Raw genomic sequence first — 6,562 nt, 5'->3', positions numbered from 1 at the left:
GATCTCGACGGTGTCGGCCACGGTCAGCGGCCGGCACAGGCCGGGCGGGCTGGCCAGGCCGGCCGTGCCGGCCGTCGCCCGCCCGGCCGGCCGGGCGGTCCGGCCATCGACGGTGTCGCCCGTGGTGGCAATCATGGAAGTCGCAATCATGGAAGACGCGGTGGGAACGCCGGCGCGACACGGAAACCCACTGGTGGGTATGCCAGCAGGGAAGACAGTCGGTCGCGCATGGCCCCACATGACAGCCGACGATAGTCCTGCGAGGTTACACGCATGTTCACTGTCGGCGACGCGCCGGGTCCTCCTGCCCGGCCACCGGCGGGAGTCATCCGGCGAAAGCCGACAGTGCCGGATCGTGACCGCATTCATCCGCATTGAACGCGATGCGCCCGCGGCGGGAACCGTAGCCGTCCAGTACGAAGACGTCCGGTTTTCTCGGGAAAAGGGAGCGTTCTCACGACGACACCCACAGATTCCCCGAACACGGGGGTATCGCGATCACATGATTTCCGGCGCGCCGGGCCCCTGAGCCCGAAGCCACGGCCGGGGAGCCCCGGAACACGGTGACGGAACACAGTGAGATATCGATCACCATCACCTTGCGTCACACCCGGGACGCGAAACCGAAACAACGGCTCACTTCAATCAGCACATTCGAAGAACGCTTTACCACACCCGTCACCGGATCGCGGACCCGGGCCCGCCCAGGCCAGCCAGCGGCTGGCCCGCGATCCGCCCCCACGGCCGGCAGCCCCTGCCCCGGCAGCCCCTTCTCCCGGAGGTGGTCGACGTCCGCTCACGCATGACGAACACGGATCTCTCGCTGCGGCACGGCTGGCATCCGGTCGCACGGTCGTCGGACATCGGTGACGAGCCGGTATCCGTACGGCTCCTCGGCGAACCATGGGTGATCGCCCGTCTCGACAACCGGGTGATGGCCCTTGCCGACCACTGTCCGTACCTGCTGACGCCGTCGGCGGCCGGCCGTGTCGACGGCCCCCGGCGGGCCTGCGCCTACCATGGCTGGCGTTTCGTCGCGTCCGGCGCGTGCACGGCCATGCCCGGCCCGGAGCCCGCGTCCGGCCCGACGCCCGGCTCGCCCGGCCCGCCCGGCTCCCGGCCGGGACGCACCCGGGCCGCCTCGGCGTGGGGCGCCACCGAACGTCACGGACTGGTCTGGATCGCTCCCGAGGAACCGTTCGCGGACATCATCGATCTGCCCGAGGCGGACGACTCCGTCTTCGCCTCCCGCTGGCTGGATGTCAACCGGAGCAGAGCGTGCGCGGGCGTACTCGCCGATGATCTCCTCGAGGCGGCGAGCCTGCCGTTCGTCCACCCGAGCGTGGTCTGCGCCGACCCGGTCCGCGGCGGCCCGATCCGCGCGGGCGCGGGCGGCACAGGGGAACAGACAATCACCTTTCGTCGTGACATCACTACCGATGGCAATGGTTTTCGCCTGCGAATGGAGCAGACAGTCACCAGTCCAGCAAATTCGGTAACGACGGAGGGTGGTTCGCGGCCCTGGAGCGGCCGCCGGCAGCTGTCGACCTGTCTCTACCGGCCGCCGTTCCAGCTCCGCCTGGTCCTGCGCTGCCCCGACACCGGGACCACCAGCACGATCTTCTTCTGCCTCCAGCCCGAGGACGCCACGTCCACCCGTGTCTACGCCCGCCTGTTCCGCAACGACTGCGCCGGGAGCCCCGACCGGCTGGCCGAGGCCGCGCGCGTCGAACAAATGATCATTGATCTGCACCTCACCGCGCGGGAAAGGCACCCGCTGGACGGCCTGCCCCTGCCAGCTACCAGCCACGACATCACCGGAAGCACCGGAAGCACCCACACGGACGCTGACGCGCTCACGAACGGCGCACCCGGCAGCGCCCAGGCGAACGCGGACACCGTCGGGGCCGCGTTGCGACGGGCGCTGTCCGCGCTGGCCGAACAGGCCCGGGGGATACCGGCGCGCGACCGGCCCGCCGGTATCCGCTACGCCCGTCGCGTGAAGGCAGGCTCCCGCCCCTGACCCCCTCGGCCCGGCCCGCGGCCCGCCCGTCCTCGCCGTCCTCGCCGACCTCGCCGACCTCGCCGACCTCGCCGACCTCGGCCGCCATGGGCGCGTCCGCCCATGAGCCAGCCCGTCATCGGCTCGTACCGGCTGCCGACACGCGCGAACGCGCACCGGAACGTATGAAACACACACGCATGAAACGCATACGTGTGAAACGTATAGGTGCGGACGACCGGAATCCCGATACCGATATCCTCCCATCCGCCTCGCGGGCGCCGCCACCCACCCCGCCTTTTGCCCGCGCGTACCGCCGCTGGCCGCCGCCTTTCCAAACCGGCGGCCAGCGGCATGAAACACCAGCTCGGACCAGGCGCCCGTGGTTCCGCGACCAGCGGTTGTCCCAACAATCGCCGCGGTTGCAACGACCGTCCGGGACGCTCGAGAAGAAAGCTGCGACCAAGGCCGGTTTTTCTCCCCGACAACGCCCCTCCCGCCGGGACCGCGCTCCTCGGGATCGCGTCGCCACCGTGGCGTCGGCCCGGTGGCACCGACCGCCCCGTGGCGCCGGCCGTTGCCTCCTCCGGAAGCCCACACGGCGGAGACTGTAGGTGGAAACCATCACCGCGGCGACGGTTTCCACCTACAGCTTCCGCGTCCGTAGGTGGAAACCGTTGTTACAGCAGCGTTTTCCACCTACGCATTCCGCTGTTACAGGTTCTCGAAGAGGAGCAGGACAAGATCCGGACTGCCGTCACCGCCCACGAGGAGCTGGATGTTCTGGCCCTTCCCCTCGAAGGTGAGCTTCGTCCTGCCGTCCGAGCCGCCCTGCTGCAGGAACTTGTAACCGGCGGCGGGCAGCGCCTGCCGGTAGAACTGGAGTGCTGCGGCCGGTGTCACGCCTTGTAGCGATATCGTCGCGTGCTGAGGCTTGGACACCGAGACCGTGGGGACAGCGCCCCTGGGGAACGGGAAGCCCGCGGAGACGACCGTTCCCTTCAGGGCCGCCACACCCGCCGTCGCGGTCGTGGCGGCCTGAGGAGCCGCCGTACCCGCCGCCGCGGGAGGCGTGCGCGACGGCAGCGCCAGATCGGTCGGCAGATCGGTCGGCAGATCAACCGACGCGATGCTCCGCACGGCCTCGACCGCTGTCGCCGGCCCACCCGCCACGGAGGACGGCGACGTGGATCCGCCACACGCGCCGAGCAGAAGTGCCAGGCCCGCACCGGCTCCGGCCGTCACGGTGCGAGCGGTACGAAGCCGCGATGTTCCCACGTGGCCCGTCACAGGCGCCAAACGCATTAGATCCCCCACTCTCTGATTCCCCACGCACGGATGCGCCGCCCGTGCATCCCCCACATGTCGGCCCGCGGAACCCGTGGCCCTCGCCTCGGCCGACGCCGCCAAAGCTACGACCTGCCCGACGTGCCGGACACGGTGGGGGGAAGACGGACAGGCCGGGCCGCTGGAGAGACAGCCGGGCATTCCGCCAGGAGAACGAGCAGATCACTTCCGCGGACGGGCGGACGGGCGGACGGCGGGCTTCCGGCCGCGCCTGCCCGAGCAGGCGACACGAGGGGCCGCTTACTCGGGCGGGCGGGCAGGCCTGTCCGTCAGAAGGGCGGGTGATAGAGCCGCTGGCCCAGCGGCGCGAGGGTGAGGAACGGTGCGGCGAGCGTGCAGCCGAGGGCCGCGGCGGCCGCGTCGACGCCGTCCAGCTGGTCGCGCACGGCGTCCCAGGGGGCGTCGCTCATCACGCCGGCCACCGGCAGCGGGCAGGCCGCCAGCACCCAGCCGCGGTCGACCACGACGAAACCGCCGCCCATCCCCTCCAGCGCCCGGGCGGCCGTCATCATGTCGTGGTCGCCGGCCCCGATGATGGCCAGGTCGCCGGGTGCCACACTCGTGGTCATCCCGATCGCCCCCTGGCGCAGGCCGATCCCGCGGATGAACCCGGCCCGTGTCCCGGCGGGGCGGTCCCGATGCACACGGCAGGTGACAAGAGCCACCTTCAGCAGGTCGCGTTCCGGATCCGCCCCGGGGCAGCCAGTAGCGCCGTCGACGGTAGCCGGCCGCACCACGACGCTTTCAACATACGGATAGTCATCCTGCGTGATACGCAGCTCGGCCGCGTTCACGCCCCGACCGGCGGTACCGACGGGCGCCGCCGGTACCGTGAACGACCCGCCGTGCAGCCCGGAGGGCAGTGACAGCCGTTCCCGGGCCCAGGCGGGGACGACGTCGAGGTTGTCGAACAGCGGGCGGCCCCGCTCCGCGGCCAGCCGGCCACCGGAGAGCACGACCTCCGGCGGCCGGGGCCCGGCGATCTCGCTGACGATCTGGATGTCGGCCAGCCGCGCCGGCGTGAGCGACCCGAGCAGGTGGTCCAGGCCGTGGCGGCGGGCCGGGGTGAGGGTTGCCATGCGGACGGCGGTCATCGGGTCCATGCCCGCCCTGGCCGCCCGGCGGACGTCCCGGTCGAGATGGCCGTGCACGACAAGATCGATGAGCGAACGCCCGCCGGAGGCGTCCAGCAGAGCCTCCCAGGCGTCGTCGTCAGCGGTCCGCCCGGCCGGTGGGCTCGCCGGCCCCAGCCCGGACCCCGCCCCCAGCCTCGACGCCGGCCCGGAGCCGGGCAGGGGGCCGGCCCCCGCGAGCCCGCCGGTGGGCTCGGGCCCCACAGGGAGCGTCCCGGCCATGCCGGTGACGTCCAGTGACGTCTCTCCGGCGGATTCGGGTAAGGAAACCGGCTGCCGCGGCACCATCGCCGCCCTCACCGCGGGCATGGGCGGTATGGCCGATGGCACGGACGGTGCTTCCAGCAGCCGCATCGGGGTGCGGGTGGCGGTGGCGAGCTGTCCGCCGCGCGGCCCGTACAGCCCGGTCAACCGGCTGGTGTCCGCCAGCAGGGTGACCGTTCCCCGGGGCACGACGACGCGGGCGAGCTCGCCGGGGGTCAGCAGGGTCTGTTCGACCTGGATGCGCTCGTCGACGTAGGCGGGCAGGAGGTAGCGGCCGGACGCGTCCAGCCCCCGGCGGGCCCCCAACGCCCCGGGCCGCGTCACCGCGGCGATGAACCGTCCGACGATCAGCAGGTCACGGCGCTGGAGCTCACCGGTGTGGACGACGACCAGCGTGCCGCCGTGGACAATCAGGTCCGCCTCCTCCTGGCCGTCCGCGACCCGGCGCAGGCGCTGGAGCTCCGCCGGGCTCGGGGCGAGGCCGGCGGCGCCGTGGACAGCGACAGCTCCGGGCCGTGGCCGGTGGCCGTGTCCGGCCGAGGGCCTTTCCGGCAGACAGGTCACCAGTTCGGGTCCGCGCGCGGACCACCCCTGTTGGCGGTCACGCTCGGTGGTCATGAGCCCTCCGCAGACACCGTTAGGACGAGGATGGGATATGACCCTGCGCTAAGAAGTCAGCCGGCGATGTGACGTACATTACGCCCTGGCACGGCCCTGCCGCTCCGCACCGGGTACACGAACGCGGCACAGCCGCTTACTGTGCCGCCACAGCCGCGGTGGCGCCCGCGAACCAGCGCCTTTTAACGTGGCCGTCACAGATTCGGCGCTGATAGTCACAATGGCGGGCTTCTCAAGAGATCCCGGACATCGCGACGACGCACCCAGGAGACACGTCCGGGCGACGCCGGCCCGGCACTGCCGGATGGGCCCGGCATGACCGGATGGGCCCGGCATGACCGGATAGGCCCGGCATGACCGGATTCTCCGTGCGGACGGTGGGCAGCACGGCGTAGCCGCAGCATGCCCGTGGCCGCTAGACTTCGCCACCGTGCTGCTCAGCCCGCACGAACAGGAACGGCTGCTCATCCACGTGGCGGCTGGGCTCGCCCGCGAGCGGCGGGCCCGCGGCCTGCGGCTGAACCATCCGGAGGCGACCGCCGTCATCACCTCGTTCCTGCTCGAGGGCGCCCGGGACGGCCGCACCGTCGCCGACCTGATGTCCGCCGGCCGGGCCGTGCTCACCCGCGAGGACGTCATGGACGGCGTCCCCGAGATGCTCCGCGAGGTCCAGGTCGAGGCGACCTTCCCGGACGGCACCAAGCTGGTCACCGTCCACGAGCCGATCCCGTGAGCCTGGCCGTGCCCACCGGCCCGCGTGGAGCCGGGCTCGCGAGCGGGCCGGGCTCGTGAGCGGGCCGAGCTCGTGAGCGGGCCGGGCCGGTGAGCGCGGCCGCCGGCATCCGGCCGGGCGAGATCTGGCACGACGGCGACCCGGTGGAGATCAACCCGGGACGGCCAGTGCTGACGCTGCGTGTGCGCAACATCGGCGACCGTCCTGTCCAGGTCGGGTCGCACTACCATTTCGCCGCCGCCAACCCCGCCCTTCAGTTCGACCGGGACGCCGCCTGGGGGCACCGGCTGGCCGTCCCGGCCGGCACCGCCGTCCGGTTCGAGCCGGGCGTCGAACGCGAGGTGGACCTCGTCCCGCTGGGCGGCCGGCGGCTGGTCCCCGGCCTGCGCCCCGAATCCGCCGGCCCGCTGGACAGCCCCGCCCCCCAGGATGCGGGCAGCGCACCCGCGGGCCCCGCCGACGGCC

The 6,562-nt window shown here is 72.2% G+C and carries 5 protein-coding genes; 3 read left to right on the top strand and 2 right to left on the bottom strand.

The annotated features are described in order from the left end of the window. Positions 1-802 precede the first annotated feature (802 nt). A complete protein-coding gene (locus tag NBX02_RS05775) occupies positions 803-2,023 on the top strand; it encodes a Rieske 2Fe-2S domain-containing protein (protein ID WP_250285995.1) in 1,221 nt (406 codons plus the stop codon). Positions 2,024-2,716: 693 nt separating this feature from the next. On the opposite strand, the gene NBX02_RS05770 is transcribed toward NBX02_RS05775, so the two are convergent. Both NBX02_RS05770 and NBX02_RS22950 read right to left on the bottom strand, forming a co-directional pair. Continuing rightward, positions 2,717-3,247 carry a hypothetical protein gene (locus NBX02_RS05770; protein ID WP_250290311.1) on the bottom strand — a complete coding sequence of 177 codons (531 nt, stop codon included), beginning with the start codon at positions 3,245-3,247 and terminating at the stop codon, positions 2,717-2,719. A 371-nt stretch (positions 3,248-3,618) separates the two neighbouring features. Continuing rightward, positions 3,619-5,364 (bottom strand): adenine deaminase C-terminal domain-containing protein, encoded by a 1,746-nt coding sequence (locus NBX02_RS22950; RefSeq protein ID WP_445548286.1) that lies wholly within the window; start codon positions 5,362-5,364, stop codon positions 3,619-3,621. Between the two features lie 430 nt (positions 5,365-5,794). On the opposite strand from NBX02_RS22950, the gene NBX02_RS05760 reads away from it, so the two are divergent. Then, the gene (locus tag NBX02_RS05760; protein ID WP_250285998.1) at positions 5,795-6,097 is read left to right on the top strand and encodes an urease subunit gamma; all 303 of its coding nucleotides are present in this window, start codon (positions 5,795-5,797) and stop codon (positions 6,095-6,097) included. Between the two features lie 89 nt (positions 6,098-6,186). After that, a partial coding sequence (locus NBX02_RS05755) for an urease subunit beta (protein WP_445548285.1) occupies positions 6,187-6,562 on the top strand: 376 nt, incomplete at its 3' end.

This window comes from Protofrankia sp. CiP1_Cm_nod1, assembly GCF_920888515.1.
Taxonomy (GTDB): domain Bacteria; phylum Actinomycetota; class Actinomycetes; order Frankiales; family Frankiaceae; genus Protofrankia.
The sequence above is the reverse complement of the archived record's forward strand: the minus strand, read 5'-3'. Positions and strand labels throughout refer to the sequence as shown.